The sequence below is a fragment of the Streptococcus sp. HMSC062B01 genome (assembly GCF_001811085.1).
GTDB classification, from domain to species: domain Bacteria; phylum Bacillota; class Bacilli; order Lactobacillales; family Streptococcaceae; genus Streptococcus; species Streptococcus gordonii.
In genome coordinates this window covers 32,095-45,644 of record NZ_KZ672782.1, presented here as the reverse complement: position 1 = coordinate 45,644, position 13,550 = coordinate 32,095, and the positions used below count along the sequence as shown (strand labels likewise).

15 protein-coding genes are annotated in these 13,550 nt (G+C 42.5%); all 15 read left to right on the top strand.

The genetic code is table 11. From position 1 onward, the window contains the following. The first annotated feature begins 167 nt into the window (after nucleotides 1-167). The 15 genes from HMPREF2780_RS05495 (at nucleotide 168) to HMPREF2780_RS05420 (ending at nucleotide 13,413) form a co-directional block, all read left to right on the top strand. Nucleotides 168-617, top strand: a complete 450-nt coding sequence (locus tag HMPREF2780_RS05495) for an 8-oxo-dGTP diphosphatase (protein WP_048777328.1) — start codon at nucleotides 168-170, stop codon at nucleotides 615-617. 84 nt (nucleotides 618-701) lie between these two features. Beyond that, nucleotides 702-1,145 (top strand): dUTP diphosphatase, encoded by a 444-nt coding sequence (locus tag HMPREF2780_RS05485; RefSeq protein WP_105026329.1) that lies wholly within the window; start codon nucleotides 702-704, stop codon nucleotides 1,143-1,145. 9 nt (nucleotides 1,146-1,154) lie between these two features. Then, nucleotides 1,155-1,613, top strand: a complete 459-nt coding sequence (locus HMPREF2780_RS05480; RefSeq protein WP_105026328.1) for a cysteine hydrolase family protein — start codon at nucleotides 1,155-1,157, stop codon at nucleotides 1,611-1,613. An 18-nt stretch (nucleotides 1,614-1,631) separates the two neighbouring features. Further along, entirely contained in the window at nucleotides 1,632-2,147 is a 516-nt protein-coding gene (locus HMPREF2780_RS05475; RefSeq protein ID WP_105026327.1) for a histidine phosphatase family protein, read from the top strand. A 12-nt stretch (nucleotides 2,148-2,159) separates the two neighbouring features. Continuing rightward, nucleotides 2,160-3,521 (top strand): DNA repair protein RadA, encoded by a 1,362-nt coding sequence (radA, locus tag HMPREF2780_RS05470; RefSeq protein WP_105026326.1) that lies wholly within the window; start codon nucleotides 2,160-2,162, stop codon nucleotides 3,519-3,521. Between the two features lie 112 nt (nucleotides 3,522-3,633). Continuing rightward, nucleotides 3,634-4,344, top strand: a complete 711-nt coding sequence (locus tag HMPREF2780_RS05465) for a TIGR00266 family protein (protein ID WP_008808197.1) — start codon at nucleotides 3,634-3,636, stop codon at nucleotides 4,342-4,344. A gap of 136 nt (nucleotides 4,345-4,480) precedes the next feature. Continuing rightward, nucleotides 4,481-4,975: a beta-class carbonic anhydrase gene (locus HMPREF2780_RS05460; RefSeq protein WP_008808198.1), complete on the top strand. Its 495-nt coding sequence runs from the start codon at nucleotides 4,481-4,483 to the stop codon at nucleotides 4,973-4,975. Between the two features lie 149 nt (nucleotides 4,976-5,124). Then, complete coding sequence (gene gltX, locus HMPREF2780_RS05455) at nucleotides 5,125-6,582, top strand: glutamate--tRNA ligase (RefSeq protein WP_105026325.1); 1,458 nt, start codon at nucleotides 5,125-5,127, stop codon at nucleotides 6,580-6,582. A 175-nt stretch (nucleotides 6,583-6,757) separates the two neighbouring features. Continuing rightward, complete coding sequence (locus HMPREF2780_RS05450; RefSeq protein WP_105026324.1) at nucleotides 6,758-7,957, top strand: argininosuccinate synthase; 1,200 nt, start codon at nucleotides 6,758-6,760, stop codon at nucleotides 7,955-7,957. A gap of 14 nt (nucleotides 7,958-7,971) precedes the next feature. Beyond that, nucleotides 7,972-9,357 (top strand): argininosuccinate lyase, encoded by a 1,386-nt coding sequence (gene argH / locus HMPREF2780_RS05445; protein ID WP_105026323.1) that lies wholly within the window; start codon nucleotides 7,972-7,974, stop codon nucleotides 9,355-9,357. Between the two features lie 147 nt (nucleotides 9,358-9,504). Then, nucleotides 9,505-9,864 (top strand): ribonuclease P protein component, encoded by a 360-nt coding sequence (gene rnpA, locus HMPREF2780_RS05440; protein ID WP_008808202.1) that lies wholly within the window; start codon nucleotides 9,505-9,507, stop codon nucleotides 9,862-9,864. After that, the gene (locus tag HMPREF2780_RS05435; protein ID WP_008808203.1) at nucleotides 9,848-10,663 is read left to right on the top strand and encodes a YidC/Oxa1 family membrane protein insertase; all 816 of its coding nucleotides are present in this window, start codon (nucleotides 9,848-9,850) and stop codon (nucleotides 10,661-10,663) included. Before rnpA ends, HMPREF2780_RS05435 begins: the two co-directional genes overlap by 17 nt. Before the next feature lie 15 nt (nucleotides 10,664-10,678). Further along, entirely contained in the window at nucleotides 10,679-11,641 is a 963-nt protein-coding gene (jag, locus tag HMPREF2780_RS05430; RefSeq protein ID WP_008808204.1) for an RNA-binding cell elongation regulator Jag/EloR, read from the top strand. A gap of 126 nt (nucleotides 11,642-11,767) precedes the next feature. Further along, nucleotides 11,768-12,766, top strand: coding sequence for a DUF6287 domain-containing protein (locus tag HMPREF2780_RS05425; protein WP_105026322.1), 999 nt, complete (start codon nucleotides 11,768-11,770; stop codon nucleotides 12,764-12,766). Nucleotides 12,767-12,780: 14 nt separating this feature from the next. After that, nucleotides 12,781-13,413: a ribonuclease P gene (locus HMPREF2780_RS05420; protein ID WP_105026321.1), complete on the top strand. Its 633-nt coding sequence runs from the start codon at nucleotides 12,781-12,783 to the stop codon at nucleotides 13,411-13,413. Nucleotides 13,414-13,550: the final 137 nt, after the last annotated feature.

The following is a 13,550-nucleotide window of genomic DNA, read 5'->3' as shown; positions in this document are numbered from 1 at the left end:
CCTAAAACTTTTCTTTTTCATAATAATCTCCCTATAAGAACCGCCCAATTGGCGGTTTTTTTGCTGGAAAGGCTGAGAAATCTGGATTTTCAGTAATTTAATGTCTTTTATGTTATAATGAGTCACAAGTAGGCCAAGCGAATCGGTCAGTAGATGGAGGAACAGAGATGTCAAGAGCGGAGCGAGTTATTTTAACAAATATGTGTATGGTTTACGATGGAGACCGCATTTTAGTGCAAAATAAAGTAAATGATGATTGGACCGGCCTTTGCTTTCCAGGTGGCCATGTTGAAAATCGTGAATCCTTTGTCAAATCAGTGATACGGGAAATCAAGGAAGAAACGGGTTTGACTATCTATGAGCCTCGCTTGTGTGGTGTCAAGCAGTTTTATACTGAAAAAGATGAGCGCTACATCGTTTTTCTTTACAAGACCAATCGTTTTGAAGGAGAGCTGGTTTCATCCGACGAAGGCGAGGTGTTCTGGATTAACCGTGAAGATTTTGACAGCTATTCGCTGGCTGTGAGCTTTAAGGAAATGTATCAAGTTTTCACATCAGATTTGACGGAGCAGTTTACCTATCTGGATAATGGAGAGATCATCAGAGATCTATACTAAGGAGAACCGCCAATTGGCGGTTTTTTTGCTTGTTTTTACCGAATTTAGTATAATAGAAGCAGAAAAAATAGAAAAGAGAAATGCATGAAAATTCGTGGATTCGAGCTGGTTTCTAGCTTTACAAATGAAGATTTGCTGCCCAAGAGAGAGACGGCTCACGCAGCTGGATATGATTTAAAAGTAGCAGAACGCACCATTATTGCACCAGGGGAGATTAAGCTGGTTCCGACTGGTGTCAAGGCCTATATGCAAGCCGGAGAGGTACTTTATCTTTACGACCGCTCGTCCAATCCTCGCAAAAAAGGCTTGGTCTTGATTAACTCCGTAGGGGTCATTGATGGCGACTACTATGGCAATCCTGGAAACGAAGGTCATATCTTTGCTCAGATGAAAAACATCACAGATCAGGAAGTCGTCCTTGAAGTTGGAGAACGTGTGGTTCAGGCTGTCTTTGTACCCTTTTTAATTGCGGATGGAGATGAAGCAGATGGCGTGCGGACTGGCGGGTTTGGATCGACAGGGAAATAGAGTGAAAAAATGGAAGACTATTTATTAGTTGTAGATATGCAGTCAGATTATGTTGCTGCAGGAAAAGCATATGATAATGAAGCACTGACTGCGGCTGTCAATGACAAAATAGCTAGTTATCCCAGCAATCGGGTTATCTATATTCTCAACCGTTTTTTCTGGGAGAGAAAAGATAGGAAGAAGAAATTTGCGATCGGCTTGAAGGTTATATCTTCTCGCATCTTTGAGAAGCGTCGGGCTTCTTGCTTTACGAATCCAGATTTAAAAGAGTTTTTAGAGGGAACTGGTGCTAAAAGCTTAGAGTTTATAGGGGTAGATGGCAATGGCTGTGTCAAGGCTTCCGTTTTGGCAGCTGTCAAGGAGAATTATCAGGTTTCTGTCGATTTGTCCGCTGTCGGAGTTGCCCACCAGAAGAAATTCTCTAAAACACTGAAGCAATGGCAAGATTGCGGAATCAAGATTAGATAGCTTTATGAGGACATTAATATGAAAATCATTTTTATCCGCCACGGAGAGCCAGATTATTCACTTTTGGAAGAGGCTGGTTACACTGGCTTTGGACTAGATTTGGCTCCCTTGTCGGCTGCTGGTCGTCGGATGGCGACAGAGGCAGCTGCTAATCCTCTGCTGGAACAGGCGGAAATTCTGATTTCATCTTCTGTGACGCGAGCTTTGGAGACGGCTTCCTATTTGATTCGAGACCGCCAACTGCCGCTTTTTGTGGAGCCTTTGCTGCATGAATGGCAGGTATATGAGAGTGGTATAGAAAAGTTTGAGCAGGCTCGGGAGTTGTTTTTTGAAAATAATGGTTGTCTCCTTGCAAGAAGTCCTGTCCAGTATGAAACGGCTGAGCAGATGAAAGCCCGCTTTTTCAGTGCCTTAAGCAAATACAGAGACTACGAGACGGTAGCTCTTGTAGCCCATCGCATGCTCATCCGCCAGTTTGTAGCTAATCAGCAGATTGATTTTTGCCAGTTTGTTGAATGTGAATTAGAAATATAAAGGAGATATCTCATCGCTAAGAAAAAAACAACCTTTGTCTGTCAAAATTGTGAATACCATTCGCCCAAGTATCTAGGTCGCTGTCCTAATTGTGGAGCTTGGTCTTCTTTCGTTGAGGAAGTAGAGGCTGCAGAAGTCAAGCATGCTCGTGTTTCCTTGACGGGTGAAAAGACCCGACCTATGAAGCTGGCTGAGGTCACTTCGATTGATGTCAACCGGACTAAGACGGGAATGGACGAGTTCAACCGTGTGCTGGGTGGTGGAGTCGTGCCTGGCAGTCTGGTTCTGATTGGTGGAGATCCTGGTATCGGGAAGTCCACCCTGCTTTTGCAGGTGTCCACTCAGCTTTCTCATCAGGGCACCGTCCTTTATGTCAGTGGGGAGGAATCAGCAGAGCAGATTAAGCTGCGGGCGGAGCGTCTCGGTGATATTGACAGTGAATTTTATCTCTACGCTGAGACCAATATGCAAAATATCCGCACAGAGATTGAAAAGATTAAGCCAGATTTTCTGATTATTGACTCCATTCAGACAGTTATGTCGCCGGAAATTTCCAGTGTCCAAGGCTCTGTCTCTCAAGTCCGAGAGGTGACAGCCGAGCTCATGCAGCTGGCCAAGACCAATAATATCGCGACCTTTATCGTTGGTCACATGACCAAGGAAGGAACCTTAGCAGGTCCTCGAACTTTGGAGCATATGGTGGATACCGTGCTTTATTTTGAGGGCGAACGTCAGCATACTTTCCGTATCTTGAGAGCAGTCAAGAACCGCTTTGGCTCGACCAATGAGATTGGCATTTTTGAGATGCAATCTGGGGGGCTAGTTGAGGTTGTCAATCCCAGTGAAGTATTTTTAGAAGAGCGCTTGGATGGTGCGACAGGCTCTTCCATCGTTGTGACCATGGAAGGAACGCGGCCGATTTTAGCAGAGGTGCAGGCTTTGGTGACACCGACCATGTTCGGCAATGCCAAGCGAACCACGACTGGACTGGACTTTAATCGAGCCAGCCTCATCATGGCTGTTCTGGAAAAGAGGGCGGGGCTCCTCCTGCAAAATCAAGATGCTTACCTCAAATCTGCTGGCGGCGTCAAGCTAGATGAACCAGCCATTGATTTGGCGGTAGCTGTAGCCATTGCTTCCAGCTACAAGGATCTGCCTACCAACCCCCAAGAGTGCTTTATCGGTGAAATTGGTCTGACTGGTGAAATCCGCCGGGTCAATCGCATCGAGCAGCGTATCAACGAAGCAGCAAAGCTGGGCTTTACCAAAGTCTACGCTCCTAAAAACTCTCTGAGTGGCCTCAAAGTTCCAGATAATATCCAAGTCATTGGTGTGACAACGATTGGGGAAGTCTTAAAGAAAGTATTTTCTTAGAACCTTGCTTTATAGGTAAATAAAACTGTCAATGTTATGGCCTTGATAGATAAATAAAATAGGTGCAAGGATTAGTTCTCTTTGCTCAAAACAAGATAAAAGGAGAAATCTGATGTCAGATAATCGCATGAATTTTACTATTGAAAATAATAGCCAATTTCCTTTTGTAGAAATTGTACTAGATAAAGGAGAAAAAGCTTATATTCAGCGCGGAAGCATGGTTTATCATTCTTCTAGTGTTAAATTAAGAACCAAACTGAATGCAAAAGGATCTGGTCTTGGTAAATTAGTTAAAGCAGTTGGACGTTCGATGGTGTCTGGTGAAAGCACCTTTATTACGGAAGCTTTATCTGATGCAGATGGTGGCCTCTTAGCTCTAGCTCCTAATGTTCCGGGTCAGGTAATGCCCTTGTATTTGGGAGAGCATCAATATCGATTGAACGATGGAGCTTTCCTTGCTTTGGATGGTTCAGCATTTTATACGATGGAACGCCAGTCTATTGGCCGTGCGCTGTTTGGCGGTCAAGGAGGTTTCTTTGTCATGACCACTCAAGGAGAAGGAACACTCTTAGTCAATGCCTTTGGAGCTATCAAGAAAATTGAACTGAAAGACCAAGAAATGACGATTGATAATGCCCATGTTGTTGCCTGGAGCAAAGACTTGCATTATGACATTCACTTGGAAAATGGTTTTTTACAATCTGTCGGTACAGGAGAAGGTGTTGTTAATACTTTCCGAGGTACAGGAGAAATCTATGTTCAAAGTCTAAATGTTGAAACTTTCGCTAAAATTTTGGGTGGATATATTCCTACAAAAGAGTAGGCTTGACTATTCCTGGGCATATAAATTTTTCATGAGTAAGAAGCTTTATCTCTGACAAATCTTAAAAAAGCTGGTAAGATAAGATTAATTTATTTGACAATCAAATAAATTTTCCAGAGATGAAGCAGAGGTGAATATGTCTTACTTTAAAAATTTTATGAAGGCCAACAGAGCGTATGTCGACTTGCATGGAACAGCTCATTTACCAATAAAACCAAAAACAAAGGTTGCTATTGTAACCTGCATGGATTCCCGACTTCATGTGGCTCCGGCCTTAGGTTTGGCCCTTGGAGATGCCCATATTTTGCGGAACGCTGGTGGGCGTGTAACGGAGGATATGATTCGATCCTTAGTGATTTCTCAGCAACAGATGGGGACCAGAGAAGTAGTGGTTTTGCACCATACAGACTGTGGGGCTCAGACCTTTACCAATCCAGAATTCGCCTGTCACCTTGAAAATGTGCTAGGTGTGGATGTTAAGGGGCAAGATTTTCTGCCCTTCACAGATGTGGAAGAAAGTGTACGGGAGGACATGGAATTACTTCGAAAGTCTCCCTTAATCCCTGATGATGTAGAAATTTCTGGTGGCGTCTATGATGTGGATACCGGACGAATCCATGAAGTTCTATAAATAAATGTTCTAGTTTCCAATTAGTTTGGGAATGAAAAAAAGATTGCTTGCGGGTAATCTTTTTTTCTTACTTGTGCTATAATAGAAACGATTGAAAAGAGGCCCTTTGGTCCTCGATGATAAAAAGAATGATATAAAGGAGATCTGCTTTGGCAAAAGCTATTCGGGTGCGTTATGCACCAAGTCCGACTGGACTTTTACACATCGGAAATGCGCGGACTGCGCTATTTAATTACCTCTATGCTCGTCATCATGGCGGGACCTTCATTATCCGTATCGAGGATACTGACCGCAAGCGCCATGTAGAAGATGGGGAACGTTCACAGCTTGAAAATTTGCGTTGGCTAGGCATGGATTGGGATGAAAGTCCAGAAACACATGAAAACTACCGTCAGTCTGAGCGTTTGGAACTCTACCAAAAATACATTGACCAATTGCTAGCTGAAGGAAAAGCCTACAAATCTTATGTCACAGAAGAAGAATTGGCAGCTGAGCGCGAACGCCAGGAAGAAGCAGGAGAAACACCTCGCTACATCAACGAATACCTTGGCATGAGCGAAGAAGAAAAAGCGGCTTATATTGCTGAACGTGAAGCGGCAGGCATTGTACCAACTGTTCGTTTGGCTGTCAATGAGTCAGGTATCTACAAATGGCATGACATAGTCAAAGGTGACATTGAGTTCGAAGGTGGCAATATTGGTGGTGACTGGGTTATCCAAAAGAAAGACGGATATCCAACTTACAACTTTGCTGTCGTCATTGATGACCACGATATGCAAATCTCTCACGTCATTCGTGGGGATGACCATATTGCCAACACTCCAAAACAGCTCATGGTTTATGAAGCACTTGGTTGGGAAGCACCTGAGTTCGGTCATATGACCTTGATTATCAATAGCGAAACGGGTAAAAAGCTATCTAAACGTGATACCAACACTCTTCAATTTATCGAAGATTACCGTAAGAAGGGGTATCTGCCAGAAGCAGTCTTTAACTTTATCGCTCTTCTTGGTTGGAATCCTGGTGGTGAAGATGAGATTTTTTCTCGCGAAGAACTCATTAAACTTTTTGATGAAAATCGCCTCAGCAAGTCTCCAGCAGCCTTCGACCAGAAGAAACTAGACTGGATGAGCAATGAGTACATCAAAAATGCGGATTTCGAAAGAATCTTTGCTCTGGCGAAGCCATACTTGGAAGAAGCAGGACGTTTGACAGATAAAGCTGAAAAATTAGTAGAGCTTTACAAACCACAAATGAAGTCAGTTGATGAAATTGTACCTCTGACAGATCTTTTCTTCTCAGATTTCCCAGAGTTGACAGAGGCTGAGCGCGAAGTTATGGCAGGAGAAACCGTTCCGGTTGTTCTAGAAGCCTTCAAAGCGAAGCTGGAAGCTATGACAGATGAAGAATTTGTGACAGAAAACATCTTCCCTCAAATCAAAGCAGTTCAAAAAGAAACAGGTATCAAGGGTAAAAACCTCTTTATGCCGATTCGAATTGCCGTTTCAGGGGAAATGCATGGACCAGAACTTCCAGATACGATTTACCTATTAGGTCGTGAAAAATCTATCCAGCATATCGAGAACATGCTAAATCAAATTAAATAAGATGAACCAGCTTTCGGGCTGGTTTTTATTTTAATCCAGTATATAATATATTGTATTTGAATAAAAATTGATAAAACGTTTTTATTTTAATAAATATCGACTTTCTCTTGACATTTGCATTTTCATACCGTAGAATGTTTAAAAATACAAAATATAGAAGGGTAGGAGTAATCGCATGGTTAAAGAGAAAGTTATTTTGGCCTATTCAGGAGGCTTGGACACTTCGGTGGCTATTACTTGGTTGAACAAGGATTATGATGTGATCGCAGTCTGCATGGACGTGGGTGAGGGAAATGATTTGGATTTCATTCATGATAAGGCGCTGAAAGTTAGCGCTATTGAATCTCACGTCATTGATGTTAAAGACGAGTTCGCGGAAGACTACGTCCTGGTTGCTCTGCAAGGACACACCTTCTATGAACAAAAATATCCTCTGGTGTCTGCTTTGAGCCGACCTCTGATTTCCAAGAAATTAGTTGAAATTGCCCACAAGACGGGGGCGACGACCATTGCCCATGGCTGTACGGGAAAAGGAAACGATCAGGTCCGTTTTGAAGTAGCTATAGCCTCCTTGGATCCAAAGCTCAAGGTAATTGCTCCGGTTCGTGAGTGGAAATGGTCTCGGGAAGAAGAAATCAATTATGCTAAAGCTAATGGTGTGCCAATTCCTGCAGATTTGGACAGTCCTTACTCAGTCGACCAAAACCTTTGGGGACGGGCCAATGAGTGTGGTGTCTTGGAAAACCCTTGGAATGAAGCCCCAGAAGACGCCTATGATTTGACAGTTGCACCAGAGGTGGCGCCAGATAGCCCAGCCTATGTAAATATTGACTTTGAGGCGGGTGTGCCGGTTGCTTTAGATGGCAAAAAGATGAAGCTGGCGGATTTGATCCTTGAGCTGAATGACTTAGCAGGACAACACGGTGTCGGACGGATTGACCATGTGGAAAATCGTCTGGTGGGGATTAAGTCTCGGGAAATCTATGAATGCCCTGGTGCAGTGACTCTCTTGGCTGCTCACAAGGAAATCGAGGATTTGACTCTAGTTAGAGAACTGGCTCATTTCAAACCGATTATCGAAAATGAGCTGTCCAATCTCATCTACAATGGTCTCTGGTTTAATCCGGCGACAGAAGCTTTGATTGCCTACCTTAAGTCCACTCAGCAAGTGGTCAATGGAACAGCTAAAGTGAAGCTTTATAAGGGATCTGTGACAGTTGTAGCTCGTAAGTCTGACAATTCTCTCTACGACGAAAATCTGGCTACCTATACCAGTGCAGATACCTTTGACCAGGATGCCGCGATTGGCTTTATCAAGCTATGGGGTCTTCCGTCTAAGGTTCACGCAGAGGTTCAGGCTCACAAAGACAAATAGAAAGGGGCTTTCCTATGGCGAATCATAAACTGTGGGGCGGACGTTTTGAAGCCTCACTGGAAGGCTGGGTAGAGGAATTTGGCGCCAGCATTGGATTTGACTATCGTCTGGCTCCTTATGATCTAGAGGGCAGCCTAGCCCATGTCAAAATGCTGGGGCAGACAGCAATCATTGCTCCAGAGGAAGCAGTGGCTATTCAGACAGGCTTGGAAAAGCTGCTGGTACGTTATGAGGCTGGAGAGCTTGAGTTTGATGTGCGTAATGAAGATATTCATATGAATACGGAGGCTCTTCTGACCGAGGAGATTGGGCCAGTAGCTGGCAAGCTTCATACGGCTCGCTCTCGTAATGACCAGGTGGCGACAGATATGCACCTTTATCTCAAGGATCAGCTCGGTCAGATTGCGGATAAACTCTTGAATCTGCGTCAGGTTCTATTGGACTTGACTGAGGAGCATGTAGAGACCATCATGCCAGGCTATACCCATCTGCAGCATGCTCAGCCGATTAGCTTTGCTCATCATCTGCTGGCCTATTATCAGATGTTCAGCCGGGATAGTCAGCGCTTTGCCTTTAATCTGGAGCATACGGATTTGTCTCCTTTAGGAGCAGCGGCTCTGGCGGGGACAACGTTTCCGATTGACCGGGAGTTGACAGCTGATTTGTTGGGCTTCAAGGGCATTTACCACAATTCCTTGGATGCGGTCAGCGATCGAGATTTTATCTTGGAGTTTCTATCTAATAGCAGCATTCTCACCATGCATCTGTCTCGTCTCTGTGAGGAGCTGATTAACTGGTGCAGCTATGAATACGGCTTTGTAAGCCTGTCAGACACCTTTAGTACTGGTTCTTCCATTATGCCGCAAAAGAAAAATCCGGACATGGCGGAGTTGATTCGGGGCAAGAGCGGCCGGGTCTATGGCCATCTCTTCAGTCTTCTGACGGTTATGAAATCTCTGCCCTTGGCCTATAATAAGGACCTACAGGAAGACAAGGAAGGTATGTTCGATACAGTAGATACCATCAAAAAGTCACTAGATATTATGGCGGGTATGCTGTCTAGTATGACGGTCAATAAGGAAAAAATGCTGGTTTCAACCCAGCAGGATTTCTCCAATGCGACAGAGTTGGCTGACTATCTGGCTAAGAAAGGATTGCCTTTCCGGGAAGCCCATGAGATTGTCGGGAGGTTGGTGCTGGAATGTAGCAAGGCAGGCTATTATCTACAGGATATCCCGCTGAGCCGTTATCAAGAAGTATCGTCTCTGATTGAAGAAGATATTTATCAAGTTCTTGAGTCGCAGACGGCTGTGCAAAAGCGTAATTCCCTTGGCGGGACAGGATTTGCACAGATTCGTCAGGAGTTGGAAAGAGCTAAAAAAGATCTGAACAATAAATAATATTTAGAAAACATCGTGAAAAAGAGCGATGTTTTTGCTTTATAAAAAGCTATAAATGAAGGTGGAAATAGCGCTAAAGGTTGCTGGCATTGGCTTTTTGGAAAAATATGGTATAATAGATATAATTTTGGTAGATGGAGTTAAATTTTGAAAAAAAGCTATCGCGTCAAGAGTGAAAAAGATTTCAATGCGATTTTTAATGATAAACAAAGTGTGGCTAATAAACGATTTGTCATCTATAAATTGGATAAAGATCAAAAACACTTTCGAGTGGGGCTTTCTGTCAGTAAAAAACTTGGGAATGCAGTTGTCAGAAATGGGATTAAGAGGAAGATTCGCCATGTCTTGATAGAGCATAGACAAGAGCTGCAACCGGTTGACTTTGTCATCATTGCTCGTAAGGGAGTGGAAGAGTTGAATTACAAAGAAATTGAGCGGAATTTGCTACATGTGCTGAAACTAGCTAAAATCTATCAGGAAGGGATTCTCAGTGAAAAAGAAGAGTAAGTTAGCAGGTCTCCTGCTTTTGTCCTCGCTTGTATTGACCGCTTGCGGAACGAGCGAAGTCACGTCACAATCAACTGATTTATGGGAGAAATTTGTTTTTTTCTTTGCGGAAACGATTCGTTTCTTATCCTTTAATAGTAGTTTGGGAATTGGAATAATCCTGTTTACCATTGTTATTCGAACAGTTCTTTTGCCAGTCTTCCAAATCCAGATGAATTCATCGCGCAAGATGCAGGAAGCTCAGCCACATATCAAAGCCTTGCAGGCAAAATATCCAGGCAAAGATATGGAGAGTAGAAATTTATTGGCAACGGAGACACAGAAACTCTACAAGGAATTAGGTGTTAATCCGCTTGCATCTTTCATACCACTCTTTATTCAAATGCCCGTACTCTTGGCCCTTTTTCAAGCTCTTACCCGAGTTGAATTTATGAAAACAGGTCATTTCCTCTGGCTTAACTTGGCAGAGAAAGATCCTTACTTTATTCTCCCAGTACTTGCTGCTCTCTTTACTTTCTTGAGTAGTTGGCTCAATAACAAGGGCTTGGCAGAGAAAAATGGAGCGATGACAGTTATGACCTATCTCATGCCACTCTTGATTTTCTGGTTTGCCCTGAGTTTTTCCAGTGGGGTAGCCCTCTACTGGACAGTGTCAAATGCCTACCAAGTGGGACAAACTTTAGTTTTGAGCAATCCGTTCAAAATGATCGCAGAGCGCGAAGCTAAGCTTAATGCTGCGCGTGAACAAGAAGAAAAGAAAAAACGTGCCTTCCGAAAAGCACAGAAAAAGAAAAAATAAGGAGGTCTCTTGCAAATGGTTGTATTTACAGGAGCAAGTGTAGAAGAAGCAATTCAAGAAGGATTGCGTGAGTTAGATATTCCTCGTATGAAAGCACATATTACTGTTATTTCACGTGAGAAAAAAGGTTTTCTAGGTTTATTTGGTAAAAAACCTGCCCAAGTTGATGTGGAGCCAATCAGCGAAACAACAATGGTCAAGGCTAATCAAAAAGCTGTAAAAGGTGTTCCAGAGGAAGTTAATGCTAAAAATGAACCGGTCAAAAGTGTTAGTGAAGAAACAGTTGACTTGGGTCGGGTTGTCGCTGCAATCAAGAAGGTTGAAGGCGAAGGTGAGAAAGTTTCAGACGAAGTTAAGGCAGAAATCCTCAAACATGATAAACAAGCCAATACTATTTTAGAGGAAACTGGAACAATTGACCTTATTAAAAACCAAGTAAGACAAGGTGAATCAGAAGAAAAGAGCCAACCAGCTAATCAAGAGTTTTCAGATCTAGGTATCGAAGTTGAAGAAAACTATGACATTGAAGAAGTTGTCTCAGATGTGACAGCCTATGTCCAAGAAATCATCAATGAAATGGACGTTGAAGCAAGTTTATCATCTAGTTACAACCGTCGTACGGTCAATATGCAGATTGACACCAATGAACCTGGCCGTGTGATTGGATACCACGGAAAGGTTCTCAAAGCTCTGCAACTATTGGCTCAGAACTATCTCTATATTCGTTATGAAAAGAGTTTTTATATCTCTATTAATGTCAATGACTATGTGGAACATCGGGCTGAAGTCTTGCAAAGTTACGCTCAAAAATTGGCTAACAAAGCTTTGGAAGAGCGCCGTAGCCAGCCGACAGATCCAATGTCTAACAACGAACGCAAAATTATCCACCGAATCATTTCTAAAATGGATGGCGTTACTAGCTATTCAGAAGGCGACGAGCCAAACCGTTACGTCGTAGTTGATATTGATAGTGAGTAAAAGCTTCAATTATTAACTATGTCAGAATTTTTTATACAACAAAGTGAGACTGAGACGCCATTGTCTCCGTCTCCTTTCTTTTATAGATAATAAGTTTGAATGTAGAAAATCAAAGAGGGAAAGAATATGAAAAAAATACTTGTTTTATTACTTTCAGGCGCAATTTTTTTATGTGCATGTAGTCCGAAGGGAGATCATTCATCTCCTTCAAGTACTCCAAAACCATCAAAGCAATCGCAAGCTTCTTCGGATTCTATTGAGCAAGATGAAAAAGCATATGCAAGTACTTTGGATAGTCTAAAAAATGATACATCAGAGGGGCGAGCAAATTTATACGCATTTTATGATATTGATGGAAACGGCACTAAAGAACTGTTAACTGGGCACTATTTCAAAGATCAATATTATTTGGCTGCAATCTATTATTTAAACCAGGGTGTTTCTACTTATTTAGCGCAATCCAGAGTTGCTTCGGCAGGCGGAAGCAGAGAGGTCACAACTATTTATACTGATGGAACAGTTTTTTATGCTCAATGGCATTCTCTAAGCCCTGATGCTAAGGGTTATCTTTATCAACTGAGATCTGATAATAGTGGTGTAGATGTGCTAAAAGAAGCAGATTTTCAAATAGCAGGTGTGGATCCAAATTCTGAAAGCGGGCAACATACAGTATTTGGGACAGGATCTAAAAAAGAACTTGATCTATCTTCGTTAAAGTGGAAAGACGTAGAAAACTATCAAGCAACGACAAGTGTTGGAAATCAGAAAGAACAAAGTGGTTCGTCTCAATTGGATTTGGAAGCCATCCAAAAAGGAGATTATTCTAGTATTGAAGGCAGATGGAGAAATGGGAAGGGGAGTGAATTAGTATTTGATAAAAATGGCTTGGTTAATAACGACCTAAAATTGGGAAATAATTTTAGAATGATTGATTCTTATTTACAAGGTGGAGTATCCTCTGGAGGTCCAGGTGCAGCCATCTTGTTTATTCCAGCAGGTGTTGATATGTCTGTGACTGCGGGCGATCAAACGATAGCAGATGCTTCTGATAAAAAACAAGATCGAATTCTTATAACACAGAGTGTTGTTGTTAATAACCCTGAGGTTTTCTATTATAGAGAGTAAAGAAAGGAAATGTTATGTCACTTTTCCCAGCTATAAAAGCCTATCTTCCTTATCAAGGTACCAAGTATATTGCTCCAGAAAAAGCAGGAGACCTTCGTGAGGTCATGCTGGATCTGAGAGCTAAGGGCCAAGCGGCTCGTAAAGAGTTCATAGATCTAGTCAAAGATTTTCAGGCTCTTTATCCGAATTTAAGCTTGGAGCGAGCCAGCCAGTGGATGAATCAGGCACAGATACTGCGACCCCATTTTTGGAATTATGTGAGAGGGTATGGGGAGATAACGGAACCCATGTTCGCTCTGCGTTTGTATGGAAGTGCAGATGATTTTGGTGTATCGCTCGAAGTTAGCTTTATGGAGCGTAAGAAAGACGACTATAGTCTCTCTAAGCAAAATCGGATCTTGCAAGTACCTATTGATAGACCAGTTTATTATTTTGCTCAGATAGATGGTGTGAGTCAGCGCTTTGAAGGCACAGAAGATAATCGCAGGTTACTTATGAAACAGGTCCAAGAAGGTCAGGTTCGCAAGGTTTTAGCCAAATACGATGTTAATCTATCTGGGGCTAATTCTAGAGAAGAAGTCTTGTCTAATTTACAAGAAGCAATGACTGCCCTGATTCCATTTTATGAAGCAACAAGGCCTCTATGATTACGTTCTCAAAAGGAAACTTATTTTCTGGAACTATTGACAAAAGGCTTAGAATCATATAGAATAGTAAAGTATGTTTAGTAACTGATCACAACTAGCCGGCTAAACGAATACAAGAATCTAAGAGGAGGTATTCA